The sequence below is a fragment of the Buttiauxella sp. B2 genome (assembly GCF_006376615.1).
Lineage (GTDB): Bacteria > Pseudomonadota > Gammaproteobacteria > Enterobacterales > Enterobacteriaceae > Buttiauxella.
This window is the reverse complement of record NZ_VEXQ01000003.1, coordinates 156,343-182,449: the sequence shown is the minus strand read 5'-3', so window position 1 is coordinate 182,449 and position 26,107 is coordinate 156,343. Positions and strand designations below refer to the sequence as shown.

Sequence of the window (26,107 nt, the reverse complement as noted above, 5' to 3'; positions counted from 1 at the left end):
AAGGACGATGACACAGCCACAAAACATTTTGGTGCTCGGCGCAAGCGGCTATATCGGGCAGCATCTGGTGCCTAAGCTTACACAAGCTGGGCACCATGTCACTGCTGCTGCAAGGCGCGTTGAGTGGCTGGAGAAACAACCCTGGCCTGACGTCATTTGTCGCCATGTCGATTTACAGTGGCCAGAAACACTCCCCACACTGCTGGAAAACGTCGATACCCTTTATTATCTGGTACATAGCATGGGCGACGGTGCAGATTTCGTTGCCCATGAACGCCAGACCGCTCTCAATTTGCGCGATGCATTGCGCGCATATCCCGTAAAACATCTTATCTTTCTGAGCTCACTACAAGCCGCAGAAGGCGATGGTGATTCAGAGCATTTGCGCGCACGCCAACTCACAGCCGATATTTTGCGTGATTCAGGCGTTCCGGTGACAGAGATCCGTGCTGGCATTATTGTCGGCGCCGGCTCAGCCGCCTTCGAAGTGATGCGCGATATGGTTTATAACTTGCCGGTACTCACGCCTCCGCGCTGGGTTCGTTCGCGCACCACACCCATTGCGCTGGAAAATTTGCTGCATTATTTAACCGAATTGCTTAATCATCCTTCGCAGGAAAATCGAGTATTTGAAGCCGCCGGGCCAGAAGTACTGAGCTACCAGCAACAATTCGAGCGCTTTATGGCTGTCAGTGGCAAAAAGAGGCCGCTTATACCCATTCCCTTGCCGACCAGTTGGATCTCAGTATGGTTTCTCAACATGATAACGTCCGTGCCACCCACCATTGCTAAGGCACTGATCCAGGGATTGAAGCACGATCTTCTGGCTGACGATCGTGAATTACGCGCGTTGATCCCACAACCGCTCCTAACTTTTGACGATGCGGTGCGAGCAACGCTTGAAGACGAACACAAGCTGGCAAACTCACAGGACTGGGGTTATGACGCTCAGGCGTTTGCACGTTGGCGGCCAGATTATGGTTATTTCCCTAAACAGGCAGGTTGCACACTCACTACCTCTGCTGAAGTGGCAGACTTATGGCAGGTGGTTAATCAAATTGGCGGGAAAGAGGGTTATTTCTTCGGCAATATTTTGTGGCAAACCCGTGGTTATATGGACCTTTTAGTCGGTCACAGGCTGCCAAAGGGCCGTCCGGAACGGGAAATGCTCGAAGTTGGCGATCGAGTCGATAGCTGGAAAGTCATCATTGTTGAGCCGCAAAAAGAGCTGACTCTCTTGTTTGGGATGAAAGCGCCTGGGCTTGGGCGTCTGTCCTTCACACTGCGCGACCACGGCAAGCATCGCTCGCTGGATGTTCGAGCCTGGTGGCATCCACACGGAACCGCAGGCTTGTTCTACTGGTTGGTAATGATTCCCGCACATCTGTTTATTTTCCGTGGCATGGCCCGCCGGATTTGCCAACTTTCCGAACAATTGTCACATAAAGTCCGTTAAGAGTTCCTAATCTTTGGCTTTCCCCATTGCAAGCACTGCCATTTCACGGAAAAATGCGCAGCGTAAATCTCAATTATCATGAGTTGGTCGACATGAAGGTACTGGTAACGGGCGCCACCAGCGGTTTAGGCCGAAACGCGGTCGAATATCTGCGAGCAAAAGGCATCAGCGTTCGCGCAACCGGGCGAAATGAAGCCATGGGCAAACTGCTGGAAAAAATGGGTGCAGAGTTCGTTCATGCTGACCTGACTGAATTGGTGTCTTCGCAAGCCAAAGTGATGCTGGCCGATGTCGATACGCTTTGGCATTGCTCGGGCTTTACCTCTCCGTGGGGAACACAGGAAGCATTTGATCTTGCAAACGTCCGTGCCACCCGTCGTCTGGGCGAATGGGCCGTTGCCTGGGGTGTGCGCAACTTTGTGCATATTTCCTCACCGTCGCTCTACTTCGATTACCATCATCATCGCAAGATCAAAGAAGATTTTCGTCCGGTTCGTTTTGCCAATGAATTTGCTCGCAGCAAAGCTGCCAGCGAAGAAGTGATTCAATTATTGGCGCAATCAAACCCGCACACACGCTTCACCATTTTGCGTCCGCAAAGTTTGTTTGGCCCGCATGACAAAGTCTTTTTCCCACGTCTGGTGCAGATGATGCGCCGCTATGGCAGCGTGTTGTTACCACGCGGCGGTGAGGCCATGGTGGATATGACGTATATAGAAAATGCGGTGCATGCAATGTGGCTTGCCACCCAATGTGAAAGCCAGCCGTCAGGACGGGCATATAACATCACCAATATGGAAGCGCGCCCATTACGTTTTATCGTGCAAAAGCTAATTGATGAGTTAGAGATTAAATGCCGGATTCGTTCTGTGCCGTATCCGATGCTGGATATGATTGCCCGCAGTATGGAGCGTCTTGGCAGTAAGTCGGCCAAAGAACCGGTGCTCACTCACTATGGTGTGTCAAAACTGAATTTTGATTTAACGCTGGATACTACTCGCGCTGAAACCGAGTTGGGTTATCAACCCATAGTCACGCTGGATGAAGGTATTAAGCGTACCGCACTCTGGCTCAGAGACCACGGTACGCTGCACCGTTAGTTATCCTTGCCCGTATTTCTCAAGCAATGCCTGGGCAATAGCCTGAGTTTGTGCATCCGCCACGCCAGAATATTGGGCTGGGCGGAAGTGCATCTGGAAAGCACGAATCACCCGCTGCTGCTGCTCTGTATTCATTTCCGGCGTCACCTGATAACCATAACGCGATAGTAAATCGAGTACATTTAGCGTATCGACAGGTTCATAAGGCGAACGCCCATTCAAATAAAATGCCACTCTTTGCGCGTCAGGCCAGGCGCCAATACCCTGTTTTGCTAGTTGCTGCCATGGGAATAACGGACCGGGATCGACTTTACGTTGCGGTGCGATATCAGCATGCGCAACGACGTTCTGAGGCTGGATTTGATAACGATTAATTATCTCTTTCGCTAACTTTTCCAGCACTGAGATTTGCGGGGCGTTAAACGGATAAAATTGTTTTACCCCGCCCTGTCGGGTGTAGCCTTTATTTTCCAGCTCAATGCCAATCGACGTATCATTAATACGCGTGGCTCCACGCCAAAAACTTACGCCAGCATGCCAGGCCAGTTCACTTTCCGGCACCAGTTGCCAGATAACCGGTTTACCACCAGAGACAGGCGGCGTGTCGGGTATCAGATAGTGAGAACTGACATTTTGGTCGGTTAAAGTGGCTAACGAGCCGGTGAAATCGTCAGCGGTGTAGTGAATAACCAGCACTTTTACGCGTGGATAAGCAGCCTGAGCCTGTCGACGCGTATCAACTTTATAATCACCCTTATCGACAATGCCTGTCTCACTAGCACAACCCGCCAGCAACGCTGCAATTAACAAGATGGCAAGACGGCCTTTCATCGACGGGTTTTTACCGCAGTGCCGGTGACGCTCACCATCAGCATGCTTCCATCTTTGCCAACCGTTTCGTAGTCGATATCAATACCGACAACAGCGTTAGCCCCTAATCCTTCCGCCTGTTCCTGCAATTCTTTAAACGCTATTTCGCGTGCTTTGCGTAACTCTTTTTCGTATGCGCCGGAACGGCCACCCACGATATCGCGCACGCCCGCAAAAAAATCGCGGAAAATATTGGCGCCAAGAATCGCCTCTCCAGTGACAACGCCACAGTATTCTGTGATGGCCTGCCCTTCGAGCGTTGGGGTAGTTGTAAATTGCATAAGCTTCTCCTCTCTTTGTATCAATATCTTAGCGCATTGCCTGCCACGCATTTTGACAACGATACGCTATGCTAAGTTAGTCCCTCCTGAGAAGATAAGGAAATAAAAATGCGCAGCTCAGTTTTGGTTCTTCTTCCGTGCGCTCTGTTACTCACGGCCTGTACTACCAGCGTCACTCCCGCGTTTAAAGATATTGGCACCCGCAGCGGCCCTTGTATTGAAGGCGGCCCGGATAGCGTGGCGCAGAAGTTTTACGATTATCAAATAAGCCATAAAACGCAGGGGAGCAGTGCGATCACAAACTTACGCCCGTACTTGAGTGATTCACTGGCGCAGCAAATGCAAAAAGCCAGCACTTCACCCAACGCACAAAATGAATTTATGCGCAGCAATATGTTCACCAGCAACGCTGATGGCGTAGACACGGCTGAAGTGGCCTCCTCGTCAACTATTCCCAACACTGACGCACGTAATATTCCGCTGCGTGTGAAACTCACAAAAGGCAGCCAGAACTGGCAAGATGAAGTGCTGATGATTCGTGAGGGGCAATGCTGGGCGGTCGATGACGTACGTTATCTCGGCGAAAACGGCCATGCACCTGCAGGTAGTCTGCGCCAGGCGATCGAAACAGAGTAAAATATCGTCTTAAACATTCTCAGGTGGGAAAGGTAAACCCTGTAAATAGTCTGGATTTCTTAAATATCTCCGACATTTATTCTTACCTCCTTCCCGCCTCGCTATATTGTGCTACTTTTAATGCATGTGAATAGTTATTTTTAGGTTTTAACGCACAAAGATTGCATAACTATTCTGTTAAAGGTACCCTTTCCGGCTTCAATTGCTATTCAACTTATGCGCATGAGTATTCAACTAAACGGCATTAATTGTTTTTACGGCGCGCATCAGGCGCTGTTCGATATCACCCTTAGTTGCCCACAGGGCGAAACGCTGGTGTTACTGGGCCCAAGCGGCGCAGGCAAAAGCTCGCTTCTGCGCGTACTCAATCTGCTTGAGATGCCGCGTTCAGGGCAACTCACCATTGCAGACAATCATTTTGACTTTGCTAAAGCGCCTGGAGATAAAGCCATTCGTGAATTGCGCCGCAACGTTGGTATGGTATTCCAGCAATACAATCTTTGGCCTCATCTCACCGTGCTACAAAACCTGATGGAAGCGCCTTGCCGCGTCCTCGGTATTAGTAAAGATGAAGCACGCCAGCGTGCCGACAAGCTGCTTGAGCGTTTACGCCTAAAACCTTATATGGACCGTTATCCGCTCCACCTTTCCGGTGGCCAGCAGCAGCGCGTCGCGATTGCCCGTGCATTGATGATGGAACCACAGATCCTGCTGTTTGATGAACCAACCGCAGCACTGGACCCAGAAATCACCGCACAAATCGTCAGCATCATTCGTGAATTGGCAGAAACCAATATCACACAGGTCATTGTTACCCACGAAGTGGAAGTTGCGCGTAAAACCGCAAGCCGCGTGGTGTATATGGAAAATGGCCACATAGTCGAACAAGGCGATGCGAGTTGCTTCGCAAAACCGCAGACCGAAGCGTTTAAATTCTATCTGTCACACTGATGTATCCGGGAAAATAATCATGAAAAAAGTTCTGCTTGCCACACTATTAGCCAGCCTGAGCCTTTCCGCGACGGCTGCACAAACTATTCGTTTTGCTATGGAAGCATCTTATCCTCCGTTTGAATCTATGGATGCCAGCAACAAAATTGTTGGTTTCGATGTCGATTTGGCGAACGCACTGTGTAAAGAGATTGATGCGACCTGTACTTTCAGCAACCAGGCATTTGATAGCCTGATCCCAAGCCTGAAATTCCGCCGTATCGACGCAGTTATCTCTGGTATGGATATCACCCCTGAGCGTGAAAAGCAGGTACTGTTCAGCAGCCCGTATTATGAAAACTCTGCGCTGTTTGTCGGCCAGAAAGGAAAAATTGCTGATATCAATGCGCTGAAAGGAAAAAAAGTGGGTATGCAGAACGGTTCCACGCATCAGAAATTCATCATGGATAAACATCCGGAAATCACCACTGTTCCTTACGACAGCTACATGAATGCCAAGCTGGATATGGAAAGCGGCCGTATTGACGCGGTATTTGGTGACACGGCTGTGGTTACCGAATGGCTGAAAGCCGATCCTAAACTTGCCGCTATCGGCGATAAAGTAACGGATAAAGACTACTTCGGTACAGGCTTGGGCATCGCTGTTCGTCAGGGCAACACTGACTTGCAGGCGAAGTTCAACACTGCGCTGGAAAAAGTAAAGCAAGATGGTACGTACAAATCCATCTACGAAAAATGGTTCCAGAAGTAATCTGAATGAACGAAATGTTTACTTTAGCGAGCGCCGCCGGGATGACCGTCGGCCTTGCCGTTTGTGCGCTGATCATCGGCCTGGCTCTGGCGATGATTTTTGCCGTATGGGAGTCCGCGAAGTGGCGTCCGATAGCCTGGCTGGGCTCAGCTTTGGTTACGGTACTACGTGGCCTACCTGAAATTCTGGTGGTGCTGTTTATTTATTTCGGCTCCTCGCAGTTACTGCTGATCCTCTCAGATGGTTTTGTACTCAACCTCGGTTTTGCGCAAATCCCTCTCCAGTTACAAATTGAGAATTTCGATGTCAGCCCGTTCCTGTGCGGTGTTATTGCGCTTTCCCTGCTCTACTCGGCTTATGCCTCGCAAACGTTGCGTGGTGCACTTAAAGCTGTGCCTATTGGCCAGTGGGAATCCGGCCAGGCCTTAGGCATGTCGAAAGCAGCGATTTTCTTCCGTCTGATCATGCCGCAGATGTGGCGCCATGCGTTGCCAGGTTTAGGTAATCAGTGGTTGGTATTGCTGAAAGACACCGCGCTGGTGTCGCTGATTAGCGTGAACGATTTGATGTTACAAACTAAGAGTATCGCCACCCGTACCCAAGAGCCGTTTACCTGGTATGTGGTTGCTGCCGCGATCTACCTCGTGATCACCCTCATCAGCCAGTACGTTCTTAAACGCATTGACCAACGAGCGACACGTTTTGAACGGAGACCCGGCTGATGCTTGAGTATTTACCGGAATTGTTGAAAGGCTTGCACACTAGCCTGACTCTCACCGCGGCATCGATTGTAGTCGCGTTGATTTTATCGCTGTTTTTCACCATCGTTTTGACGCTGAAAACACCGGTACTGGTCCACATTGTCCGCGTCTATATCACCCTGTTTACCGGTACGCCTTTGCTGGTGCAAATCTTCCTGATTTACTACGGCCCAGGTCAGTTTCCGTCTATTCAGAACTACCCGGTATTATGGCACCTGCTTTCCGAGCCATGGTTATGTGCATTGATTGCGTTATCGTTGAACAGTGCGGCCTACACCACTCAACTGTTTTACGGTGCCATTCGCGCCATTCCTGATGGCCAGTGGCAGTCGTGTGGCGCATTAGGAATGAGCAAGAAAGATACCCTCGCTATTTTGCTGCCTTATGCATTTAAACGTGCCCTTTCTTCTTACTCGAATGAAGTGGTGCTGGTGTTTAAAAGTACCTCTCTGGCGTACACCATTACGCTGATGGAAGTGATGGGTCACGGGCAATTGCTGTATGGCCGCACCTACGATGTGATGGTGTTTGGCGCCGCAGGCCTGGTTTATCTGGTAGTAAACGGATTATTAACCCTGTTAATGCGCGTGATAGAACGCCGAGCTCTGGCATTTGAACGCCGCAATTAATCGGTAACCATTCAGTCAAGAAAAGCGGGGATCCCCCGCTTTTTTTACGCCTCGAAAAATATAATTATACGTTTTATTTGCATATAAATTCATTTGCTGGCATGATTTTTTAATGCCGGGAAACGGTGAAAACAATAAAACATGACAGACGGGAGCTACACACATGAAGAAGTTTATTTTGGCCGCCATGTTCGCTACAGCCGCATTCAACGTGGCTGCAGCCGACAAAATCAACTTTGGTTCTTCGGCCACTTATCCGCCATTTGAATCACTTGATGCCAACAATCAAATCGTCGGTTTTGATATCGACCTGGCAAAAGCTTTATGCAAACAAATGCAAGCAGAATGCACATTCACTAACCATGCCTTTGACAGCCTTATCCCATCGCTTAAGTTCCGGAAATATGATGCGGTGATTTCAGGTATGGATATTACGCCGGAACGTAGCAAGCAGGTTTCCTTCACCACACCGTATTACGCCAACTCAGCGGTCGTCATTGCTAAAAAAGGTGCGTTCAAATCTTTTGATGAATTGAAAGGTAAACGTATCGGCATGGAGAATGGCACCACGCACCAGAAATATCTCCAGGATAAACATCCGGAAATTAAAACCGTCTCTTACGATAGCTATCAGAATGCAATTATCGACCTGAAAAATGGCCGTATTGATGGGGTATTTGGCGATACCGCAGTGGTCAATGAGTGGCTGAAAACCAATCCACAGCTGGGTACCGTTGGTGAGCACGTTACCGACGCACAATACTTCGGCACAGGTCTTGGCATTGCTGTCCGTCCTGATAATCAGGCGCTGTTAGCCAAACTGAATACCGCTCTGGCCGCGATTAAAGCTGACGGGACTTATCAGAAAATTAGCGAGCAGTGGTTCCCGCAGTAAAAGTAATAGCGTAGGTCGAATGCCGCAGACCTACTAAAAGACAGGTGTTTTGCAGGGTGGATTAGCGACCAGCGACATCCACCACGTTAATCTGTAACTTTCACCAACAGCGCCAACACCTCGTAATGTGCCGTGTGCGGGAACATATCGAATAACTGAACTCTTGCGACCCGATATTCCGCCAGCGAAGCAATATCCCGCGCCATGGTCTGCGCGTTACAGCTTGAATAGATGATGTACTTCGGTGCCATATTATTGAGGAAGTAACACAACGCCTGGCCAATCCCCCGCCGTGGTGGATTCACCAGCACGAGGTCGGGCACATCTTGTTGTTCAGTGGCAAATTTTGTGGAATCCAACGCCTGAAAGTGAATATTCGTTAACCCGAGTTTTTCCGCTGATTGCCGTGCGCAGGCAATCGCTTCTGGTGCGATTTCTATCCCGGTCAGTTTCATGTCCGGAGTCGCGCAATGCAGCCCAAATCCACCAACTCCGCAGAATAAATCCCACATATGTTTGACCGGTAATTCACCGACCCACTCTCGCGCTGTCGCATACAAAGAAGCGGCAACCGTTGGGTTGGTCTGGAAAAAACTTTGTGGCCGGATATATAACGGTACGCCATTGAACTGTTCTTCGAGCGCATGCTGTTCGGTAAGGTGGATTTCATGCTCGCCTTCCATAATTGCCATATGCACAGGCTGGATGTTGGCAGAAATCACTTTTAACTGCGGAAGTTGTTGTTGCAACCAGGGCAATGCTGTTCGCAACTGTTCCAGTTTGGCTTCTGAGCGCAGGACAAAGCGCAGCATCATGTCACCATCAAACCTACTTTCCGTCAACAGCAGGTATTTCAGTTCACCACGTTTGCGCGCCACGTTGTAGGGCGTCAGGCCTGCGCGGGCAATAAAAGGTTTCAGTGTGGCAAATACTGCCTGAAATGATGCTGGATATAGCGGACATTCGGTTAAATCTTCAGGTGTACCATCGCGATGCAGCATCCCCAGCAACGGTTTTTCTACGCTGCCGCTGGCAACCATCTTGGCTTTGTTGCGAAACGCTTGTTCAGGGCCGCTTATCGGCACGCGCCAGTCTTGCACCGCAATACCCTTCAGCAATTGCTGAAGTTCATTCATTTTGGTGTTGAGCTGTTCGGAAATCGGCTGTTCAATCCACTGACAAGAACGACAGCGATTAGCCTGATATAGCGCGCAATGCATAATTAAATCCTGAAAACCTGGGGCGCAGATTGTAGCACTACTCAGTTATTGAAGTTTAAAAAAAAGCCGACTGCGCGAAGGGACGAATAACAAAAATAGAACCAATAAGTCGGGCAGTTTTTGGGTCATTAACGAACGAAAAATCTCACGTTTTGACTCGCCGGGGATGCTGAAAAGTTCCGGATACCCCCAGCCAAGGGATGCCGCCCATAAATAACCTACTGCAATAATCTGTGTGGTGAGAAATACCCAGCGCCCCCAATTTCGCCCTTTCATAATGACAAACGCGCAACGTAATTCGACACACAGCATGACCAGACTGCCAAGGAAAATCAGCGTCAGGCTCCAGGTTTGTACACTGCGATGAACAAAATCAATAACCCCACGGACACCGAGCATGTTTAAAAGCAACATGAGATCGAGCATGCGCGTAGTGAGAATAGCAATTGCCGCCACCAGCACTAATGTGGGCGCGTTCAATTTAGCTTGTGTTTGACTTCGTTTCCTAAAAATTTCTGCAAACCTCGTGTTCCATACGATACAGTGCCGCGTCGGGCGCGGCACTGTGGGGCATATCATTACAAATTTTAAGTAGTTAGGCTATACGCGCCTTGCTCGCTGGATATCGCGCAGACGCTGTTTTTCAGCTCGAGCCATAAACCACCAGGCTATCAAGCCAATCACACCCACGACTCCCAAAATTATAGACGCCAGCGCGTTAATTTCAGGATTAACCCCCATTCTTACACTTGAGAATACCAGCATCGGTAATGTCGTTGCACCTGGCCCTGAGACAAAGCTCGCAATAACCAAATCGTCGAGCGATAACGTAAATGCTAACAGCCAGCCAGAGATAATCGCCGGAGCAATCATCGGAACGGTTATCACGAAGAAAACCTTCAACGGAGTCGCACCTAAATCCATTGCCGCCTCTTCAATTGAATGATCTAGTTCTCTTAAACGCGAACTGATGACCACCGAGACATATGCAGTACAGAATGTGACGTGCGCAAGCCATATCGTCAACATGCCGCGATCGCTTGGCCAACCAATGGCATGCCCTAAGGCCACAAACAGCAATAGCAGCGAAAGACCAGTGATGACATCAGGCATAACTAACGGTGCGGTGAGCATAAAAGCAAATCCCGTTGAACCTCGGAACTTACCAAAACGCACCATGACTACCGCCGCGATAGTCCCGAGGATCACCGCCGCAGTCGCCGCCGCTGCCGCAATAGTTAAGCTGAGTCCCACGGCGCTCATCATTGCGGAGTCCTGGAATAACTCGACATACCAGCGCGTCGACCATCCCGCCCAAACAGTAACCAATTTTGAGCTGTTAAATGAATAGATAACCAGCATCAGCATAGGTGCGTAAAGGAAGGTGAAGCCAATCACCAAAATCAGAATACGCCACGGTGAACGTACTACTGGTAAATTGTTCATGAGTGGTCCTCCGCAGCTTTATTCTGATATTTATGGAACCACATAATCGGCACAATCAGCAGAATGAGCATGGTTATCGCCACTGCGGACGCAACCGGCCAATCGCGGTTATTAAAGAATTCCTGCCACAACACGCGGCCAATCATAATGCTGTCTGGTCCGCCAAGAAGTTCAGGGATAACAAACTCGCCCACCGCCGGAATAAAGACCAGCATCGAACCGGCGATAATGCCGCCTTTGGTTAATGGCACAATAACGCTGAAGAAGGTTTTCAACGGGCGAGCACCCAAGTCTAAAGACGCTTCCACTAGCGAGTAATCGAGTCGCGTCAATGCGGTATAAATCGGCAACACCATAAATGGCAGATAGGCATAAACAATCCCGATGTAAACGGCGAGATTGGTATGCAGAATCACCAGTGGTTGGTCGATAACGCCCAGCCACATCAATACGTTGTTCAGTACGCCGTTGTTTTTCAGTATTCCCATCCACGCATAGACGCGAATCAAAAATGATGTCCATGACGGTAGAATCACCAGTAACAACAGAATGTTACGCGTTGATGATTTACTGTGCGCCACCGCCCATGCCAACGGATATCCCAGCAGCAAACAGCAAATGGTAGAAATCCCGGCAACTTGCAGTGACTGCAAATAGGCTTCCGCGTATAACGGATCGTCGGTTAACTGAAGATAGTTCGCCAGATTCAGCGCCAACGAAATCTGATCGTCAGCCCAGGTGATCAGATCGGTATAAGGCGGAATGGATCGTGCTATTTCTGCAAAACTTATCTTAAAAACAATCAAAAACGGTAGCATGAACAGCAAAATCAGCCAGAGATACGGCAATGCAATGACCAACTTGCGACCATGGCGCATTTGCGTTTTCGCCAGCCACAATTTTAAACCGCTTGCCGGTGGCTCGGCCGGGCGTTCAGTAATCGTGCTCATTTCGCCCCCTTAAACCGTGAGAACCACACAACTTTCAGCATCCCAACACAGACGAACTTCGTCACCCCATGTCGGCATCCCCTTCCGATTACGGTGTTCGTTTTGCAACTGTGCACTGATCATCTGGCCGCTTTTCAGGCGTACGTGATAAATCGACAGGTCGCCAAGATAGGCAATGTGCACCACTTCTCCGACCGCGAAGTTGTAGCCGTCAGCAGGCGGCTCGTCACACAGCATCACTTTTTCCGGGCGAAGCGCGACATATACCGGAACACCATCGACAACGGAAACATCCGGATCAACTTTGAGTAAATGCACAAGCCCTGGGCTATCAATCACCAGGCCATCTTCCTGGCGATCTTTTAGCAAACCTTCAAAGACGTTTACTGAGCCGATAAATTCAGCGCTATAGCGCGTCGCTGGATGTTCGTAGACTTCCTCCGGCTCGCCAATTTGTTCGAACTTGCCGCGATTCATGATGGCAATACGCCCCGCCATGGTCATCGCTTCTTCCTGGTCATGCGTCACCATCACGCAAGTCGCACCCACTCGCTCCAGAATATCGACCACTTCGAGCTGCATACGGTCACGCAATTTTTTATCCAGCGCGCCCATTGGTTCATCAAGCAACAACAACTTAGGTCGCTTTGCCAAACTACGAGCAAGTGCCACGCGCTGACGTTGCCCACCTGAAAGCTGGTGCGGTTTACGCCTGGCATACTCCTGCATATGAACCAACGTCAGCATTTCCTGTACACGCTGAGTGATTTCATTTTTCGGCAATTTATCTTGCTTGAGTCCAAACGCAATGTTCTGCTCCACCGTCATGTGTGGGAAAAGCGCATACGACTGGAACATCATATTAATCGGGCGCTGATACGGCGGCACATGTGACAAGTCGACACCATCAAGCACGATTTGTCCTGCGCTCGGCTGTTCAAAACCCGCCAACATGCGTAGCAACGTTGATTTACCACAGCCGGATGGCCCGAGCAGCGCAAAAATTTCGCCTTTATAAATAGTCAGATTGACATCATCAACGGCATGTTGCCCGTCAAAGGACTTGGTGAGGTTGCGAACTTCAAGCAGCGGGGTAAGCGCTTTACGAGTTTTCGCTTGCGGACGAGGAGTTGCGTCGTTCAATTATGTTGCTCTCCGGCAAAAGCAAAGAAAATGGTACGACCCGGTTGCCGTACTCATAACGAGACAGAGGCCAGGAGCCTCTGTCCGTATTGGGGCACACGCACCATTTGGGTGCGCTACCCCGTTGCAGCCCGTGTTAACTCTCTAACAGGTTTACTTATTTCCCAGTTTTAACTTTAGTCCACGCACGGGTAATCACACGATCAACTTTTGGCGATTGCACGCCCTGGGTGAACAATTTGGCACGCACATCAGCGGGTGGATATATTCCCGGGTTATCACGAATCTCAGCGTTCAGCAGCGGAGTCGACTCTTTATTCGCATTCGCGTAATAAACGTGATTACTGATATTCGCTACTACATCTGGTCGCATCAAATAGTTCAGGAACTGATACGCTTCGTCTTTATTTTTCGCATCAGCTGTCATAGCGAACATATCGAAGTAAACCATCGCGCCTTCTTTAGGAATGGTATAAGCAATATTCACGCCATTTTTTGCCTCTTTAGCACGGTTTGCCGCCTGGAGAATATCGCCGGACCAACCAATCGCTACGCAGATGTCGCCGTTAGCCAAATCGTTGATGTATTGGGATGAGTGGAAATAGCGGATCGACGGGCGCAGTTTTAGCAGCAGATCGTTCGCTGCACCGGTGTAATCTTTTGGATCGGTGCTGTTAGGATCTTTGCCCAGATAATGCAGCACACTGGCGTAAACTTCACTCGGTGCATCGAGGAAGGAAACACCACAGCTTTTCAGCTTCTCAAGGTTTTCTGGTTTCAGAATTAGATCCCAGCTATTAACCGGCGCATCTTTACCCAATACCGCTTTAACTTTATCGACGTTATAGCCAATCCCCGTAGTAACCATCATGTAGGGAATGCCGTATTTATTGTCGTGGTCGTTATGCGCCACCAACTTGAGCATTTCTGGATCGAGATTTTTATAATTCGGTAATTTACTTTTATCAAGAGGCTGGAAAATACCGGCCTGAGCCTGACGTTCAAGGAATTGTGAAGATGGCACTACAAGATCATAACCCGTGCTGCCCGCCATCAACTTCCCTTCCAACACTTCGTTGGAGTCGAAAACGTCATATACCACTTTAATACCGGTTTCTTTGGTGAAGTTTTCTAGCGTGTCCGGCGCGATATAATCTGACCAGTTATAAACGTGCAGCGTCTTTTGTTCAGCGGCAAACGTGGTGACAGAAACTGCCATCAACAAACCCGCCACCACACCCGACAACAATTTTTTACGTTGGGCGAACATATTTCATTCCTTCTGAATAAAGGGTAAATCTCGCTTTCGCGAGCATAATTTACTCAATCAAACTTTTTACCCAAAATAATTCGAGTTGGGGGAAGGCGGCAAGAAAGCGAATCCCGATGAGCTTACTGTAGTAAGTGATTCGGGTGAGCGAGCGTAGCCAACGCACCAACAACTTGAAGTATTACGGGTATACGCATTTAATTTCCGCATTTGTTACATGCAAGAATCATGCATCTCTATTCAAACTGCAGTGAAAAAAGGATGGAATCCCCCCTGCATACGTTGCACGCTTTAAGCGTTCCGCAAGAATAACTGTAGCCAGAGTTAGTGACTATAGCCCAGGTAAAAAAGCGCCTTATATCAATTTTTTAAGAATAATACGTCTATGCTGTAGCCCAGAACTGGCTCTATTGGCGAGAATAATGCTGGATAAATACTGTTAAGGCAGAATAAAAAATCGCGGAACGCAGCGGTTTTGGCAACCGCTGCGGTTAAGAATGAAACGATTAGTGTAGAAAGTGGGTTTGAATAATTGTGCCGTCTTGCTCTTCGTCTTCAGAGATATAGAGCAACTGGTTTGCACAGGCTTCCAGAATAACCATCGAGATTTGCTCTTCGCTTTGTTTAACAAAGGCTGCGAACTGTTCGCGGGTAATTCCGACTGATACCTGCAGTGACTGGCAAACCACGAGTTTAGGTAAATTATCATCCTGAATATCCAAAAACGCTTTCACTGTTAGCGAACTGGCGTTAATAGACGAAAGATCTGATGCCAGGGGCAGCAAAGCGGAAGGCTTTACCTCTGCCAGAGCTGAAAACAAGACGATATCATCGACCAGGTCGATTTTCGCATCGTAGACACCATCAAAATTCTGCATATGCGGCAGATGGAGCGCCTGGCAAGTATCGCACTCGAAAATGGTCACACCGATATCGTCAAGCCAGCGGCGTAAGATGTCCAGAGTAGGGACAACGAGTGAATCCATAAATGCCGTAGCCTCTTCTAAAGGGGGGGGGTGGATGAGTCGCGCCATAGCTTACGCAAAAAAAGCGCCTCATACTATTATTATGCGCCCAGTTGCCATGATGCTCGGCATCAGCCGCCCGTTTTCAGACAGTAGCCAGGCTGTGCTTGCTGCTCAATCCACTTGATCATTAACGTGGCAATATCCACGCCGCTCGTTTTTTCAATGCCTTCAAGACCAGGGGATGCGTTAACTTCCATAACGAGTGGGCCACGTTCGGCACGTAAGATATCGACCCCGGCAACATCCAGCCCCAACGTTGCGGCTGCGTGTAACGCAATTTCACGTTCGCGTTCCGTAATCGTGACCTGATTTGCCACACCGCCACGGTGCAAGTTAGAGCGGAAATCACCCGGTTTGGCCTGTCTCTCAATAGCGGCCACTACAGTATTGCCCACCACCAGACAGCGAATATCTCTGCCCTTCGCTTCTTTCACATACTCTTGCACCAGAATATGCGCATTCAGGCCACGAAACGCATCAATCACGCTTTCAGCCGCCTGTCGTGTTTCTGCCAGCACCACACCAATCCCTTGCGTGCCCTCCACCAGCTTCACTACCAACGGCGCACCGCCAACCATGTCGATTAAGTCGCTGGTGTCATCCGGGGAATGTGCAAAACCGGTTACCGGCAAATCAATTCCTTGTCGCGCCATTAGCTGTAATGAGCGCAATTTGTCACGCGCACGAGTAATCGCCACAGATTCGTTGAGCGGATAACTTCCCAGCATCTCAAACTGACGTAAAACGGCGGTGCCGTAAAAGGTAATCGCTGAACCGATGCGTGGAATGACTGCATCATAATGAGGAAGTTGACGACCCTTATAATGCACAGACGGGGCGGCCGGGTTGATGTTCATATAACAAGAAAGGGGATCGATAATTTCGACGACATGACCACGGCGAGACGCCGCTTCACGTAGACGTTTACAAGAATAAAGCGTTCCATCCCGGGATAAAATGGCGATTTTCACCTTACACCTCAGCGCTTCCAGTCCAATAATGACAGCGCGAACATCATAGCACTGCCATTACGTTTCAACGAACGGGCAATGTATCCGGCGACTGTTTTAACACATCAATTAAATGACGCGTTGTGGATGCCAGATGATGCGGGTCGTACACCACATACAGATCTGCGGGGATCGCTTTAATCAGCGGGCGAAACGTAACACCCGGCCAGTTCATTTGCGCGTAGCTGTCGGCCATTATCGTCAGCCCCATACCGATGCTGACCAGCGCCAGTACGGTCTGCGGCTCAACTGCTTCTCTGGCTATTCGCGGTAAGAACCCGGCTTCACGACAAACACCTTGCAAGAAGGTCCAGTCAGAATGCACTGCAGTCATGGTGACAAAGGCTTCGTGTCGCAATTGCTCAATATCAATAGCGGATTGTTTAGTTAGCGGATGCTTTTCCGGCAAAGCGACTAAGAATGTAGCGTCATGAAGTTTTTCGCTGCGCAAACCAGGTGGTGGATTGGTTTCCATACGCCAAATACCCGCGTCAATTTCATGGCGTTCTATCAAAGAAATCTGATCGCCTGGTGACTTTTCACGGAACAAGATATCGATGGCGGGGAAATCAGCAATAAACTGCTGTAACCCAAGACGCAATCCGCCCCAAATGGCGGTGCCAACAATTCCGAGATGAATACGCCCACCTTCACCACGCCCAATTTGTTCGACGCGAGCTAATGCCAGGTTAGCGCTATCCAGCAGACGGCGGGTTTCTTCCAGTAATATCTCCCCAGCATAGGTCAGTGCAACACTTCGTGAATGACGAATAAATAAAACCGTACCGAGCTGAGATTCTAATTCTTTGATGTGGAAACTGAGCGGTGGCTGGGACATGTTTAGCCGCGCGGCTGCTTTACCGAAATGCAGCTCTTCCGCCACTGCCTGAAAATAGCGCAGCAATTTTAAATCGGTACGGTAAGTTCGCTGTGAAATAGTCATGGGGCTCCCTTTGCTGGCAGCCCCATACGTTATCACTCATGCTGCTTGCTGTAATCCAGGCGACTGCTAATGTGCGACCGGTGCCGAAGCCTTGAGCGATGGGTTGTGGCGATACTGGAAGCTGAAGTGGAAAATTACCGCCAGCACTAAAGCATATCCGGCGAACACCAGCCAAATTGTGGTCCAGTCTTTGACACCATCAACACTAAAGTAATCCACGACGTATCCGCTGAGAATTGCCCCGAGGTAAGCGCCAATGCCGTTAACCATCGTCATAAACAACCCCTGAGCACTGGCACGAATTCGTGAGTCAACTTCTTGTTCCACAAACACTGAACCGGAAATATTGAAGAAATCAAAGGCACAGCCGTACACCACCATCGACAGCAGCAATAGTACGAAGCCAAACGCAGAAGGGTCACCCCACGCAAAAAGTGCAAAACGCAACACCCAAGCCACCATACTCATTAACATCACTTGCTTAATTCCAAAGCGACGCAGGAAGAATGGAATAGTGAGAATAAACGCCACTTCCGACATTTGAGAAACCGAAAGCAAAAGTGATGGATACTGCACCACAAAACTATTCGCAAACTCAGGCTGACGAGCAAAATCATGCAGGAATGGGTTACCGAAGGTATTGGTAATTTGTAGTACTGCACCTAATAACATGGCGAACAGGAAGAAAACAGCCATGCGTGGATTTTTGAATAAGACGAAAGCATCTAATCCCAGCCGGCTAACCCAGGTACGAGATGCCCCACCCTTCGCGACAGGAATCGTTGGCAGCGTCAGTGAGTACAGCGCCAATGCCAGCGAGGCTCCAGCTGCAATATACAGCTGAAGATTACTAAGCTCGAGGCGCATCAGGCTCACGGTCCACATTGCAGCAATGAAGCCTATGGTGCCAAAGACGCGGATCGGTGGGAAATGGCTGACAGTATCCAGACCAGCTTTTTCGAGACTGGCATAAGAAATGGTATTGGACAGAGCAATAGTTGGCATAAACGCCATTGCGTTACCCAACATTATCCAAAACATCAACCCAGGCTGGTTAATGCTGGCCGCCCAAGCCAACATTACCGCACACACCAGGTGGCAGAGCGCATACACACGATTCGCAGGCAGCCATTTATCAGCAATAATACCGACAATCCCCGGCATTAATAATGCGGCAATACCTTTGGTGCTGTAGACCATGCCCACATCTGCCCCTCGGAATCCGAGGGTATTAATCATGTAAGAGCCAAGCGTAACCAGCCAGGCACCCCAAATGAAGTACTGCAAAAACAACATGATTTTCAAGCGCGGTTGAATCGCCATACAGTTAATAGCCATGTGTTTTACCCGGTATGTTGGAAGTGCCTCAGGCGAGTTTGCCGAGGAAACCGCAGATCAGATTGATGAAGTTCTGGCGCGAAAGTGCCGCAGCTGCCAGGGTTTGCGCGTGAGAAAGTTGCACGCAGCCCAGGCCTTCTGCTAGGTTAGTAATCGCTGAAACCGCAACCACTTTCAGGCCACAATGGCGAGCACTGATAACTTCAGGCACCACAGACATACCAACCACATCACCGCCGATGATTTGCATCATGCGGATTTCTGCTGCTGTTTCAAAGTTCGGGCCAGGATAGGAAACAAACACACCCTCAGTCAGTGGGAAGCCCTGCTCTTTAGCCACCTGCTGCAATACGCCACGATAATCGGCGTCATACGCATTTGCCAAAGAGAAGAAACGCTCACCGAAACGGTCGTCGTTAGGGCCAACCATCGGTGTGCCAGGCATGGTATTAATATGGTCGTTCAGCGCAACCAAGCTGCCAGGGCTCACTTCAGGGCGCAATGAACCAGCGGCATTGGTTGAGAACAGGATTTCACAACCCAGCAATTTGAAGGTACGAATTGCGTTAGTCATCACTGACATACCGCGCCCTTCATAGAAGTGACCACGCCCTTTCATACAAGCGACCGGCACGCCTGCTAGCATTCCTACAACCAACTCACCCGCATGGCCGTGTACGGTGCTAACCGGGAAACCGGGTAACTCGTTATACGGAAAAACGACAGGCTGTTCGATTTTTTCAGCCAGCTCACCAAGGCCAGAACCCAAAATGAAAGCTACGCGTGGCACAAGCCCATTAATGCGGGAACGGATAATGTCTGCGGAGTAAAACGGGGAGTTATCAAGTGTGGTCATCGGCATTGGGTGCTCCTTGTCTTTATGTCGAATTAATCAGGTTAAGCGTTACTTACTCTGTTATACCGACTGACAACTGTGCTTCACCAATACCGTTTGACCGGGTGATTGATAGTAAAAATGTATTGATCGACGATGACAGCCGTCGTCACCGCCTGGCCGATTAGCGAGTTGCCCAACCTTGCTTATGTAGATAATCCAGAATGAAAGGTCGGTTTTCTCGAATGATAGTGCGACGAATATGGTCACTCCATGTATCGCGACGTGTGTTGCTGCCACGCGAAAGATAGTATTGCGCCATCTCTTCGTCGTACTGTTCCAGCTCTTTTGCATCAACCGGCTGATAGCAATTCTCATGCATTATCATGGCGGTGGGCATTCGCGGTTTGATGCCGTGGTCTTCATCAGGCCAGCCCAGACACAGGCCAAAGAGCGGCAGAACATGTTTTGGCAAAGCCAATAATTCGGTGACGGCTTCAATACTGTTACGAATACCGCCGATGTATACACCACCTAAACCTAACGATTCCGCAGCCGTAAAAGCATTTTGTGCCAGCATCGCCGTATCAACTACGCCAAGCAGCAATTGCTCCGCAAGCCCCAGTTGCGCTTCCGGGCAGATTTGCAGATGGCGATTAAAATCGGCGCAGAATACCCAAAACTCTGCCGCCTGCGCCACATGCTGTTGGCCACCTGTCAGCGGAACAAGCTGTTCACGCAAGGATTTATCGGTAATACGAATAATCGAACTGCATTGCAAAAAGCTGGAACTGGAGGCCGCCTGAGCACTGGCAACAATCGCTGCACGCTGTTCGTCGGTGATTGGCGCGTCGGTATAACGACGAATGGAACGGTGTGAACGCAGCAGATCAATGGTCGGCGTCATCGCGTTTATCCTTTGGTTTGTCTGAAAGAGATTTATCGAGTCGAGGATGGTCTTTAGTGAGCAACGGCGCAACGTTTTGAGCCATCGCCCATACCATGAAAGCTGCTGCTGGCAGCATTAGCGCAATGCCCAAAAACACCATGACAATAGCTGCTGTAGCGCTCCCTACAGGGGCGGGCAATGCCACGTAACCATTCAGGGACAGATAGGAAATTAGTAAAAAAGCAATACCGATAACTTCGAGGATTAATACCGGTTTCGGGAGTGCACCGAGTGAACGCATCCGCTTGTCTCCAGAGGCAATTGTCGGTCCAGTATAACCTGATTCCCCTCCTTTTTACGCCGATGTCATAGGTGGCAAATATCAAACTAACAGGCAAGACCTTCTTTTCATTCCTGGCGGTTAGCGGCATTATAGTTGCCATTCGCCGGTTCGCTCGGCTTCAAAAAATAAAGGAGTTTCCATGTTTGCAGTAATCTTTGGCCGCCCTGGCTGCCCATATTGCGTTCGTGCTAAAGAGTTGGCTGAGAAATTGACCGCTGAACGTGACGACTTCAACTTCCGCTATATTGATATTCATGCGGAAGGGATCAGCAAAGCCGATCTGGAAAAAACTGTTGGTAAACCTGTTGAAACCGTACCGCAGATTTTCCTCGATCAGAAACACATTGGCGGTTGCACTGATTTCGAAGCTTACGCTAAAGAACATCTGAATTTGTTCCAGAACGCGGAATAAGCAACAGACCAAAAAAAACCGGCTCAGTGAGCCGGTTTTTTTATCGCCGCTGACGGCGGAGCACACTACGCACAAACAAGTAGCACAATGCTCCAAGAGCACACCAAAACACCGCACTAAACATCCAGGCCATTTCTTGCCAAAACGTTCGCGTTGGCGATAACCAAAAGTGAATGATTAACAGACAAAGCGGTGAGGCCAGGACTGCGCCAATCAGCGGTTTGATCACTCGGCCATGGCGTGAAAACACGCTAGCGATAACACCCGGCAGGATAAAAAACAACAACCCCCAATCTGAGTGCCTATCACCCGCGTAGCTATTGACAACACTGAGTTTCTGAGAAAGAAACACGCCAACAAACAACACGAAGCAACAAATAATCCCAAACCAACGTTGTCCACGCATGAACAGGCATCCCCCTGACGATCGCTTGTATCGAACTTAAATTTACGGTTCTGCCAGCAGAACCCTGCCCCAGTCAGATAAAGTCTTAGCAATCCATGCTAAAAATACGTAGTGCAATTAGTACAATATTCTTACTAGCCGTTAAACTTCATTAAGATTAAACTAATGGCTATTATCAGGTCTGCGCACTGGATATTTTAATGCAGAGAAAATACATTAGATTACGTCGTAATTAGTAGAAACCCTAACCCAAAAAACCATCTCTTTCAACAAGTTACTCGTAAACAAGAAGTTATCCTTCGTGAATATAAACGTCGCAGATTTGTTAAGCGGGAATTACATCCTGTTATTATTTGTTGTTCTGACCTTAGGATTATGCCTGGGAAAATTACGCCTTGGTTCAGTCCAACTGGGTAATTCCATTGGTGTTTTAGTGGTCTCTTTATTGCTCGGCCAACAACATTTCTCTATTAACACAGAGGCTCTAAATCTGGGTTTCATGTTGTTCATTTTTTGTGTTGGCGTGGAAGCTGGACCCAACTTTTTTTCAATTTTCTTCCGCGATGGCAAAAATTACTTGATGCTGGCACTGGTGATGGTCGGAACTGCCATGCTGCTGGCTTTAGGATTAGGGAAGTTCTTCGGTTGGGATATTGGCCTCACCGCCGGTATGCTCGCAGGTTCGATGACCTCCACCCCGGTGCTCGTCGGTGCGGGTGATACTTTGCGCCATTCTGGGGTCACCGGAGCTCAGCTAGCCACTTCATTAGACAACCTGAGCCTTGGCTATGCACTGACCTATCTTATCGGTCTGGTCAGTCTGATTGTCGGCGCACGTTACCTGCCTAAACTTCAGCACCAGGATTTACAAACCAGCGCCCAACAAATCGCCCGTGAACGTGGTCTTGATACAGACGCGGCACGCAAAGTTTACTTGCCTGTAATTCGTGCTTACCGGGTGGGTTCTGAACTGGTTGCCTGGGCTGATGGTAAAAATCTGCGTGAGCTGGGCATTTACCGCCAGACTGGTTGCTACATCGAACGTATTCGTCGTAATGGCATTCTGGCAAACCCGGATGGTGACGCGGTGCTGCAAAAAGGTGATGAAATCGCACTTGTGGGCTATCCAGATGCACATTCACGTCTTGATCCAAGCTTCCGTAACGGTAAAGAAGTTTTCGACCGTGACCTGCTGGATATGCGCATCGTTACTGAAGAAATAGTAGTGAAAAACCACAATGCAGTGGGGCGTCGCCTTGGGCAATTAAAGCTGACCGATCACGGTTGTTTCCTGAACCGTGTAATCCGCAGCCAGATTGAAATGCCTATTGATGACAGTATTGTGCTTAACAAAGGTGACGTATTGCAGGTGAGCGGCGATGCTCGTCGTGTGAAAACAGTGGCAGAGCGTATCGGCTTTATCTCGATTCACAGCCAGATTACCGACCTGCTCGCGTTCTGTGCCTTCTTCATTATTGGCTTGATGATCGGCATGATCACCTTCCAGTTTAGCTCCTTCAGTTTTGGTGTCGGTAACGCAGCAGGCTTGCTGTTTGCGGGGATCATGCTGGGCTTCTTGCGAGCCAACCACCCTACTTTCGGCTACATCCCGCAAGGTGCGCTGAATATGGTGAAAGAGTTTGGTCTAATGGTCTTTATGGCGGGCGTAGGGCTGAGTGCTGGTAGCGGCATTGGCAATGGTTTAGGGGCAGTTGGCGGGCAAATGTTGGTAGCAGGGCTTATCGTCAGTCTGGTCCCAGTCGTTATCTGCTTCCTGTTCGGCGCATATGTTTTACGTATGAACCGCGCATTGCTGTTTGGCGCAATGATGGGCGCACGTACTTGCGCACCAGCAATGGAAATCATCAGCGACACCGCACGCAGCAATATTCCAGCACTTGGCTACGCCGGAACTTACGCTATCGCTAACGTGTTGTTAACGTTGGCCGGGACTCTTATAGTAATCATATGGCCCGGTTTGTGATCCATGCCACAGACAAAGAAAAAATATTTTTTTAAGAAAGAGCGAACTTTTTGCCGGGGGCAAAGTCTTAATTAGTGCCACTGCTTTTCTTTGATGTCCCCAATTTGTGGAGCCCATCAACCCCGCCTCTTTGGTTCAAGGTTGATGGGTTTTTTATTGCCTGAAATTCATGAAGCTTTCGAATTATCCGCGGCTTCGCCTCTGAACTTACCTTCATCACCCGTTTGCGCAAAGCGTGTATTGCACATAATTTTTAATGATGTGGGCTGATGAGGAAATACGCGATGTTGGTTAAAGACAAAGTAGCTGTGATCTTCGGTGGAAGCGGTGCGATTGGCGGTGCAATTGCGCATACCATGGCACGCGAAGGGGCGCATGTGCATCTTGTTGCACGTAATCAAGATAAGCTGGACCGTGTTGCTGGCGAAATCCGCACGGCAGGTGGAATGGCCGAGACATTCGTCATTGACGTACTCGACGAGAAGTCCACAAGCGAACGAATTGCGCGCCTTGCCCAACAAACCAATGGTTTTGACTTAGTGGTCAACGCAACGGGTTTTATGCATAACCAGGGCAAAGGAATCGAGGAATTATCCCTGGCCGAATTCATGCAGGGAATAGATCCGTTCCTTACTGCACAATTCAACATTTCAAAAGCGGTTATTCCCCACATGGGCGGTGAACGTGCGGGAACCATCCTGACGGTCGTTGCTCCCGCAGGCACAATGGCAATTCCAGGACACCTCGGCCATATCGTCGGCTGCGCGGGTATTGAAGCATTCGTCAAGGCTCTTGCCAGCGAACTTGGCCCCAGGAACATTCGCGTCATCTGTGTTCGGTCTCATGCGATTGCTGGTGCGGTTCAAGCAGGATCCTATACCGGCGAAGTGTTTGCGCCAAAGGCACAGGAAATGGGGTTAACGGTGGAACAGTGGCTTGGTGGTGCTGCACAAAGCACTATGCTCAAGCGTCTGCCAACACTTTCACAAGTTGCCGAACTCATGACATTTCTGGCATCGGATCATGCAGGCGCAATGACAGCAACGGTGGTCAACATGACTGCTGGTACAACAACCAGCTGATGCGCTAGAGGCGGAAAATATTGGCAATCACTCTATTTCCGCCTCTCCTCACCAATGGGTTAATCGATCGATAAAAAAGTAACGCGTTATTTTTATCAATCAGGTTGTATGAGTTGGTTTTTATTATCTAAAATTAATCACTCTTTTTAATATTCAAATAATTACCCTCACATCTTCCCAGAAAATGATTCACACCCAGCATACAAATCATCACCATAAATCCGCTGCCAGAGCTGAGATACAGTACCCACGCTGGGTCAAAGTTATCTGCCGCAAAGCCTGCCGCTACAGGCAAAATCAATGTGATAACCAATTGAAGACGCCAGGACTTCGCCATTGCCCTTCCGGTGAGTGCGACAGGAAAGGTTCGCATAATGTTCAGAGTCGCCAGAACATAAACGATATTAGTGAAAATATGCGCCATGACGATAAGCAGCATCGCCAGCCATTGTCTGTCAGTTATAGAAACCAATGTGTAGCAACCGATAAACAGCGCAAGGAAAGTGACAAGGATATTAAGCTTACCCGTGTGGCGTTGCAGTTGTGCTTCAGACAACAGCAGAGGGCCAATAAGCTGCCCAACACTGCGAGCCAGCAACAACATCAGCCCTGAATCGGCGAATGAGCCGCTAAAGTTCGGAGCCAGCGCGGGTAACAATGCCATTGCGGGTGCGCCAACTAACGCGAGCGAAGGAAGCAGCAGCAAACTCCGACGCTGTAACTGAGTCAACCCTCGCCAGTTGAGTACCAGTACAAGATTTCCATGTTCCGGTGTGCTAACAGGTTGATATGCCTTGTGAGCTGCGAATAGCAGTAGTATCCCAAACACAAAACTCAGAGCATCCAATGCAAGAATAGCGAATGTAGGTATCCGGCCATAAAGAAGCGTCCCTATTCCTATGCCAAGAATGACGTTTGCCGCAAATATAAAGGTTTCCATTCCAGATGCAGCAGGAAGCTCGGCAAGTTTGAGGCCACTCTTTAATGTCTGGCTCAACACCGGCACCATCATACCACCCGCAAAAGCAGCCACGGCTTGGCTCGACAGCAGCAGAACTTGGTTATCGCTAAACAATGACCACAGAGGTAAAGCAAGCCCTGCAAATCCGGTAATTTCACTCAATATCAGAACAGGAATCGGTGGCATTTTAGTCAGAAGTCGCTCTGCCAAATAGCTCCCTGGAATACCAGGCGCTAACGCCAGAATATAGGCAAGAGTCAATGCAGATGGTTTAGCTTCGAGCGCGAGGAGTTTGCCAAATACAATCACATAAGTCAGACCATTTCCGATAGAGGAAAGGAGTAATGCCGCGCCCAAGAGAGCAAACCAGCGATGCTGGCGAAGTGTACGCAGAATGAGAAAAAACATAGGTTATCCCTTATCAACAAGCACAAGTAACTCGCCGACGATGGCGTCGGTTCTAAAGCTGTGTTTATCGTTAAGGGAACAACTACATTGGTAAGAAACTCATATTGAA

At 49.2% G+C, this 26,107-nt stretch carries 28 protein-coding genes; 11 read left to right on the top strand and 17 right to left on the bottom strand.

Features of this window, described 5'->3' with window-relative positions:
- Positions 1-7: 7 nt before the first annotated feature.
- Together FH968_RS05855 and FH968_RS05850 are read left to right on the top strand one after the other, a co-directional pair.
- On the top strand, positions 8-1,456 hold the full coding sequence (locus FH968_RS05855) for an SDR family oxidoreductase (RefSeq protein WP_139878207.1): 1,449 nt from the start codon (positions 8-10) through the stop codon (positions 1,454-1,456).
- 92 nt (positions 1,457-1,548) lie between these two features.
- Positions 1,549-2,556 (top strand): NAD(P)-dependent oxidoreductase, encoded by a 1,008-nt coding sequence (locus tag FH968_RS05850; RefSeq protein ID WP_139878347.1) that lies wholly within the window; start codon positions 1,549-1,551, stop codon positions 2,554-2,556.
- Here FH968_RS05850 and FH968_RS05845 read toward each other — a convergent pair whose 3' ends face one another.
- Positions 2,557-3,387: an N-acetylmuramoyl-L-alanine amidase gene (locus FH968_RS05845; protein WP_139878206.1), complete on the bottom strand. Its 831-nt coding sequence runs from the start codon at positions 3,385-3,387 to the stop codon at positions 2,557-2,559. It lies immediately after the preceding gene.
- Positions 3,384-3,707, bottom strand: coding sequence for a heavy metal-binding domain-containing protein (locus tag FH968_RS05840; protein ID WP_139878205.1), 324 nt, complete (start codon positions 3,705-3,707; stop codon positions 3,384-3,386). The genes FH968_RS05845 and FH968_RS05840 overlap by 4 nt, the downstream gene beginning before the upstream one ends.
- Positions 3,708-3,815: 108 nt before the next feature.
- Here FH968_RS05840 and FH968_RS05835 point away from each other — a divergent pair, with 108 nt between their 5' ends.
- The 6 genes from FH968_RS05835 (at position 3,816) to artJ (FH968_RS05810) (ending at position 8,330) form a co-directional block, all read left to right on the top strand.
- A complete protein-coding gene (locus tag FH968_RS05835) occupies positions 3,816-4,343 on the top strand; it encodes a lipoprotein (protein WP_139878204.1) in 528 nt (175 codons plus the stop codon).
- A 222-nt stretch (positions 4,344-4,565) separates the two neighbouring features.
- Entirely contained in the window at positions 4,566-5,294 is a 729-nt protein-coding gene (gene artP / locus FH968_RS05830; protein WP_115631865.1) for an arginine ABC transporter ATP-binding protein ArtP, read from the top strand.
- 19 nt (positions 5,295-5,313) lie between these two features.
- Entirely contained in the window at positions 5,314-6,045 is a 732-nt protein-coding gene (artJ, locus tag FH968_RS05825; RefSeq protein WP_139878203.1) for an arginine ABC transporter substrate-binding protein, read from the top strand.
- Between the two features lie 5 nt (positions 6,046-6,050).
- A complete protein-coding gene (gene artQ, locus FH968_RS05820) occupies positions 6,051-6,767 on the top strand; it encodes an arginine ABC transporter permease ArtQ (RefSeq protein ID WP_139878202.1) in 717 nt (238 codons plus the stop codon).
- Positions 6,767-7,435 carry an arginine ABC transporter permease ArtM gene (gene artM, locus FH968_RS05815; RefSeq protein WP_139878201.1) on the top strand — a complete coding sequence of 223 codons (669 nt, stop codon included), beginning with the start codon at positions 6,767-6,769 and terminating at the stop codon, positions 7,433-7,435. The genes artQ and artM overlap by 1 nt, the downstream gene beginning before the upstream one ends.
- Positions 7,436-7,598: 163 nt before the next feature.
- Positions 7,599-8,330, top strand: coding sequence for an arginine ABC transporter substrate-binding protein ArtJ (gene artJ, locus FH968_RS05810; protein ID WP_139878200.1), 732 nt, complete (start codon positions 7,599-7,601; stop codon positions 8,328-8,330).
- A gap of 86 nt (positions 8,331-8,416) precedes the next feature.
- Here artJ (FH968_RS05810) and rlmC read toward each other — a convergent pair whose 3' ends face one another.
- The 13 genes from rlmC to FH968_RS05745 form a co-directional block, all read right to left on the bottom strand.
- Positions 8,417-9,550 carry a 23S rRNA (uracil(747)-C(5))-methyltransferase RlmC gene (gene rlmC, locus FH968_RS05805; RefSeq protein WP_139878199.1) on the bottom strand — a complete coding sequence of 378 codons (1,134 nt, stop codon included), beginning with the start codon at positions 9,548-9,550 and terminating at the stop codon, positions 8,417-8,419.
- 45 nt (positions 9,551-9,595) lie between these two features.
- Positions 9,596-10,129 (bottom strand): YbjO family protein, encoded by a 534-nt coding sequence (locus FH968_RS05800; protein ID WP_139878198.1) that lies wholly within the window; start codon positions 10,127-10,129, stop codon positions 9,596-9,598.
- Between the two features lie 21 nt (positions 10,130-10,150).
- Complete coding sequence (gene potI / locus FH968_RS05795) at positions 10,151-10,996, bottom strand: putrescine ABC transporter permease PotI (RefSeq protein WP_139878197.1); 846 nt, start codon at positions 10,994-10,996, stop codon at positions 10,151-10,153.
- On the bottom strand, positions 10,993-11,946 hold the full coding sequence (gene potH / locus FH968_RS05790) for a putrescine ABC transporter permease PotH (protein WP_139878196.1): 954 nt from the start codon (positions 11,944-11,946) through the stop codon (positions 10,993-10,995). Before potH ends, potI begins: the two co-directional genes overlap by 4 nt.
- Positions 11,947-11,955: 9 nt before the next feature.
- Positions 11,956-13,089, bottom strand: coding sequence for a putrescine ABC transporter ATP-binding subunit PotG (gene potG, locus FH968_RS05785; RefSeq protein WP_139878195.1), 1,134 nt, complete (start codon positions 13,087-13,089; stop codon positions 11,956-11,958).
- A gap of 157 nt (positions 13,090-13,246) precedes the next feature.
- Positions 13,247-14,359: a spermidine/putrescine ABC transporter substrate-binding protein PotF gene (potF, locus tag FH968_RS05780; RefSeq protein WP_139878194.1), complete on the bottom strand. Its 1,113-nt coding sequence runs from the start codon at positions 14,357-14,359 to the stop codon at positions 13,247-13,249.
- 506 nt (positions 14,360-14,865) lie between these two features.
- Complete coding sequence (locus tag FH968_RS05775) at positions 14,866-15,345, bottom strand: YbjN domain-containing protein (RefSeq protein ID WP_139878193.1); 480 nt, start codon at positions 15,343-15,345, stop codon at positions 14,866-14,868.
- Between the two features lie 110 nt (positions 15,346-15,455).
- Positions 15,456-16,358: a 30S ribosomal protein S6--L-glutamate ligase gene (rimK, locus tag FH968_RS05770; RefSeq protein WP_139878192.1), complete on the bottom strand. Its 903-nt coding sequence runs from the start codon at positions 16,356-16,358 to the stop codon at positions 15,456-15,458.
- Between the two features lie 64 nt (positions 16,359-16,422).
- Positions 16,423-17,340: a LysR family transcriptional regulator gene (locus FH968_RS05765; RefSeq protein WP_139878191.1), complete on the bottom strand. Its 918-nt coding sequence runs from the start codon at positions 17,338-17,340 to the stop codon at positions 16,423-16,425.
- A 66-nt stretch (positions 17,341-17,406) separates the two neighbouring features.
- Positions 17,407-18,663, bottom strand: a complete 1,257-nt coding sequence (locus FH968_RS05760; RefSeq protein ID WP_139878346.1) for a nucleoside permease — start codon at positions 18,661-18,663, stop codon at positions 17,407-17,409.
- 43 nt (positions 18,664-18,706) lie between these two features.
- On the bottom strand, positions 18,707-19,540 hold the full coding sequence (gene xapA, locus FH968_RS05755; protein ID WP_139878190.1) for a xanthosine phosphorylase: 834 nt from the start codon (positions 19,538-19,540) through the stop codon (positions 18,707-18,709).
- A 157-nt stretch (positions 19,541-19,697) separates the two neighbouring features.
- On the bottom strand, positions 19,698-20,420 hold the full coding sequence (nfsA, locus tag FH968_RS05750; RefSeq protein WP_139878189.1) for an oxygen-insensitive NADPH nitroreductase: 723 nt from the start codon (positions 20,418-20,420) through the stop codon (positions 19,698-19,700).
- A complete protein-coding gene (locus FH968_RS05745) occupies positions 20,404-20,703 on the bottom strand; it encodes a YbjC family protein (RefSeq protein WP_139878188.1) in 300 nt (99 codons plus the stop codon). Before FH968_RS05745 ends, nfsA begins: the two co-directional genes overlap by 17 nt.
- A 181-nt stretch (positions 20,704-20,884) precedes the next feature.
- On the opposite strand from FH968_RS05745, the gene FH968_RS05740 reads away from it, so the two are divergent.
- A complete protein-coding gene (locus FH968_RS05740; RefSeq protein ID WP_139878187.1) occupies positions 20,885-21,157 on the top strand; it encodes a GrxA family glutaredoxin in 273 nt (90 codons plus the stop codon).
- 40 nt (positions 21,158-21,197) lie between these two features.
- Here FH968_RS05740 and FH968_RS05735 read toward each other — a convergent pair whose 3' ends face one another.
- Positions 21,198-21,563, bottom strand: a complete 366-nt coding sequence (locus FH968_RS05735) for an inner membrane protein YbjM (protein WP_139878186.1) — start codon at positions 21,561-21,563, stop codon at positions 21,198-21,200.
- A 301-nt stretch (positions 21,564-21,864) separates the two neighbouring features.
- Here FH968_RS05735 and FH968_RS05730 point away from each other — a divergent pair, with 301 nt between their 5' ends.
- Together FH968_RS05730 and FH968_RS05725 are read left to right on the top strand one after the other, a co-directional pair.
- Positions 21,865-23,547, top strand: a complete 1,683-nt coding sequence (locus tag FH968_RS05730; protein WP_139878185.1) for an aspartate:alanine antiporter — start codon at positions 21,865-21,867, stop codon at positions 23,545-23,547.
- Between the two features lie 284 nt (positions 23,548-23,831).
- Complete coding sequence (locus FH968_RS05725; protein WP_139878184.1) at positions 23,832-24,629, top strand: SDR family NAD(P)-dependent oxidoreductase; 798 nt, start codon at positions 23,832-23,834, stop codon at positions 24,627-24,629.
- A 133-nt stretch (positions 24,630-24,762) separates the two neighbouring features.
- Here the strand turns inward: FH968_RS05725 and FH968_RS05720 are convergent, their stop codons facing one another.
- The gene (locus FH968_RS05720) at positions 24,763-25,998 is read right to left on the bottom strand and encodes an MFS transporter (protein ID WP_139878183.1); all 1,236 of its coding nucleotides are present in this window, start codon (positions 25,996-25,998) and stop codon (positions 24,763-24,765) included.
- Between the last annotated feature and the right edge of the window lie 109 nt (positions 25,999-26,107).

Coding starts and splice junctions, on each gene's coding strand:
- artQ (WP_139878202.1), top strand. CDS start 6,051: ATGAACGAAATGTTTACTTTAGCGAGCGCCGCCGGGATGACCGTCGGC.
- FH968_RS05740 (WP_139878187.1), top strand. CDS start 20,885: ATGTTTGCAGTAATCTTTGGCCGCCCTGGCTGCCCATATTGCGTTCGT.
- FH968_RS05745 (WP_139878188.1), bottom strand. CDS start 20,703: ATGCGTTCACTCGGTGCACTCCCGAAACCGGTATTAATCCTCGAAGTT.
- rlmC (WP_139878199.1), bottom strand. CDS start 9,550: ATGCATTGCGCGCTATATCAGGCTAATCGCTGTCGTTCTTGTCAGTGG.
- FH968_RS05775 (WP_139878193.1), bottom strand. CDS start 15,345: ATGGATTCACTCGTTGTCCCTACTCTGGACATCTTACGCCGCTGGCTT.
- FH968_RS05845 (WP_139878206.1), bottom strand. CDS start 3,387: ATGAAAGGCCGTCTTGCCATCTTGTTAATTGCAGCGTTGCTGGCGGGT.
- FH968_RS05720 (WP_139878183.1), bottom strand. CDS start 25,998: ATGTTTTTTCTCATTCTGCGTACACTTCGCCAGCATCGCTGGTTTGCT.
- FH968_RS05735 (WP_139878186.1), bottom strand. CDS start 21,563: ATGCGTGGACAACGTTGGTTTGGGATTATTTGTTGCTTCGTGTTGTTT.
- FH968_RS05800 (WP_139878198.1), bottom strand. CDS start 10,129: ATGATATGCCCCACAGTGCCGCGCCCGACGCGGCACTGTATCGTATGG.
- FH968_RS05835 (WP_139878204.1), top strand. CDS start 3,816: ATGCGCAGCTCAGTTTTGGTTCTTCTTCCGTGCGCTCTGTTACTCACG.
- FH968_RS05850 (WP_139878347.1), top strand. CDS start 1,549: ATGAAGGTACTGGTAACGGGCGCCACCAGCGGTTTAGGCCGAAACGCG.
- potF (WP_139878194.1), bottom strand. CDS start 14,359: ATGTTCGCCCAACGTAAAAAATTGTTGTCGGGTGTGGTGGCGGGTTTG.
- FH968_RS05840 (WP_139878205.1), bottom strand. CDS start 3,707: ATGCAATTTACAACTACCCCAACGCTCGAAGGGCAGGCCATCACAGAA.
- artM (WP_139878201.1), top strand. CDS start 6,767: ATGCTTGAGTATTTACCGGAATTGTTGAAAGGCTTGCACACTAGCCTG.
- artP (WP_115631865.1), top strand. CDS start 4,566: ATGAGTATTCAACTAAACGGCATTAATTGTTTTTACGGCGCGCATCAG.
- nfsA (WP_139878189.1), bottom strand. CDS start 20,420: ATGACGCCGACCATTGATCTGCTGCGTTCACACCGTTCCATTCGTCGT.
- artJ (WP_139878200.1), top strand. CDS start 7,599: ATGAAGAAGTTTATTTTGGCCGCCATGTTCGCTACAGCCGCATTCAAC.
- FH968_RS05760 (WP_139878346.1), bottom strand. CDS start 18,663: ATGGCGATTCAACCGCGCTTGAAAATCATGTTGTTTTTGCAGTACTTC.
- FH968_RS05725 (WP_139878184.1), top strand. CDS start 23,832: ATGTTGGTTAAAGACAAAGTAGCTGTGATCTTCGGTGGAAGCGGTGCG.
- potH (WP_139878196.1), bottom strand. CDS start 11,946: ATGAGCACGATTACTGAACGCCCGGCCGAGCCACCGGCAAGCGGTTTA.
- FH968_RS05855 (WP_139878207.1), top strand. CDS start 8: ATGACACAGCCACAAAACATTTTGGTGCTCGGCGCAAGCGGCTATATC.
- artJ (WP_139878203.1), top strand. CDS start 5,314: ATGAAAAAAGTTCTGCTTGCCACACTATTAGCCAGCCTGAGCCTTTCC.
- FH968_RS05765 (WP_139878191.1), bottom strand. CDS start 17,340: ATGACTATTTCACAGCGAACTTACCGTACCGATTTAAAATTGCTGCGC.
- xapA (WP_139878190.1), bottom strand. CDS start 19,540: ATGCCGATGACCACACTTGATAACTCCCCGTTTTACTCCGCAGACATT.
- potI (WP_139878197.1), bottom strand. CDS start 10,996: ATGAACAATTTACCAGTAGTACGTTCACCGTGGCGTATTCTGATTTTG.